The organism is Escherichia sp. MOD1-EC7011, from assembly GCF_002965005.1.
Lineage (GTDB): Bacteria > Pseudomonadota > Gammaproteobacteria > Enterobacterales > Enterobacteriaceae > Escherichia > Escherichia ruysiae.
The window spans coordinates 1-1,930 of the sequence record NZ_PTRD01000077.1 but is presented as its reverse complement, the minus strand read 5'-3'; the positions used below and the strand labels follow the sequence as shown (position 1 = coordinate 1,930).

General features: G+C 53.1%; 2 protein-coding genes. Both read right to left on the bottom strand.

Annotation, left to right across the window (positions count from 1 at the left end; all coding sequences use genetic code 11):
• A partial coding sequence (locus A7098_RS23430) for a prophage tail fiber N-terminal domain-containing protein (RefSeq protein WP_198599200.1) occupies positions 1–1,182 on the bottom strand: 1,182 nt, incomplete at its 3' end.
• A gap of 64 nt (positions 1,183–1,246) precedes the next feature.
• Entirely contained in the window at positions 1,247–1,846 is a 600-nt protein-coding gene (locus A7098_RS23425) for an Ail/Lom family outer membrane beta-barrel protein (RefSeq protein WP_105281502.1), read from the bottom strand.
• Positions 1,847–1,930 lie beyond the last annotated feature (84 nt).

Genomic DNA, 1,930 nt, shown 5'->3' with positions numbered 1-1,930 from the left:
AATAACATCATCACCGATAGTTACTTTTTTATAACCAGGAGCGAAACCAGTAATCATTTCCAGTGAATCGTTAAACGGTATCCACACATCAGGCAACGGCTGCAAAACTTGTTTATACGGCTCCGCTGCCTGGCTTGCATACTCTCTGGCTGCGTCTTCACTTGCTTTAGCTGCTGTCTGGCTTGCTGCCGATGCTTGCGCCGAGTTCGCCGCTGTAGTCTCGCTCGCCTTTGCGTTGTCTTCACTGGTTTTTGCAGCTCTTTGACTGTTGGCTGATGCCGTGGCAGAAGCAGCCGCCGCGCTTGCAGAACCAGCTGCGGCACTCTCGCTTTGGGCCGCTGCATCCTGACTGTTTTTCGCCGCAGTTTCGCTGGCTTTGGCATTCGTTTCGCTGGTCTTCGCTGCAGTCTCGCTTGTCTTTGCGTTGGTTTCACTGGTTTTTGCAGCTCTTTGACTGTTGGCTGATGCCGTGGCAGAAGTAGCCGCCGCACTTGCAGAACTGGCTGCCGCTCTCTCGCTTTGGGCTGCTGCATCCTGACTGTTTTTTGCTGCGGTAGCGGAGTTTGCTGCGGCACTCTGACTCGATTCTGCAGCCACCTCGCTATTTTTCGCATTAGTTTCGCTGGTCTTTGAAGCTGTCTCACTCGCTTTTGAGTTGTTTTCTGATTTTTTGGCTGCAGTCGCGGAGTTTGCCGATGCAGTCTGTGAGGCCGCTGCCGCCTGTGCGCTGTTAGCTGCATTCGTTTCTGAGGTTTTCGCCGCGTTCTTCGATGATGCCGCTGCAGTTTCGGATGTCTTTGCCGCCGCTGCGCTCTGAGAGGCGGCTTCGGCGTTGCGTGCCGCTTCTTCCACCATTGCCTCAAAACGACGCAATGCCTCCGGCATGACATCATCTTCCGTCATGGCACCGAGAAAATCATTCAGCGTACCTGGTCTGGAACCTTCATAGACGGTAATGGTCCCGGCATGTGAAGGCGGAAAACCTTCAACCAGCAGGGTGACGCTGTACTGACCATACTCAACATCCATGCTGTAACGCCCGGCTTCATCCGGATTTTCAGAGGCCACCGTGTTCACCAGTACCGTGGTGCTGTTACGCTTTGCCTTCAGTTGAATAGTGCAGTTCTGTATTGGTTTTCCCGCACCATCTTTCAGCACACCTGAGATTTTTACTGCTGCCATATCCACTCCACAAAAAAGCCCGCCTGAACCGGCGGGCTGTCATAACACTGTGTTACCTGGCTAATCAGAATTTATAACCGACACCCACGATGAAACCGTCAGTGTGCCAGTCACCACTGCCGGAGCCTTCATAAGCAAGGTCAATGGCCACGGATTCGGTCGGGTTAAACTGCACGCCAGCCCCCCACGCCAGAGACGTGTTGCTGTGGCGACCGTCATCACTTCCGTTCAGCACATCGTACGTTTTCCCCTTGTTGTCAGTTACGCGGAGATAATCCCCGGAGAAGGTCGACACACGGCTGTAAGCCACGCCAGCCATCGCATACGCGCTGAACCATTCATTCACGCGTACAGACGGCCCCGCCATCATGCTGAACCAGCGGTTACGCACTGAATCTTCATGCCAGCGGGTATCGCTGTAATGCGTTTTTTGCTCATCTTTGGCATTGGCATAACTGAATGACGTCACCAGCCCCAGCGTGTCCGTAAATTCATAACGGTATTTCACGTTAATGCCCTTCAGGTCATCGTTGCCGGGCATATCAGTATGGGACTGAAGATACCCGGCGCTTAGTGTGGACTGATGCTCTGCTGCGCTCGCTGGCGTACCAGCGGCAACCAGCCAGACTACTGCGGACAGAATAACAGCATATAATTTACGCATAATTACCTCTCGCTTTTCTGCAATAAAAAAGGCGCCATTTCTGGCGCCCGTATCTGGGTTATAAAATTCAGCTAATCGTGATGC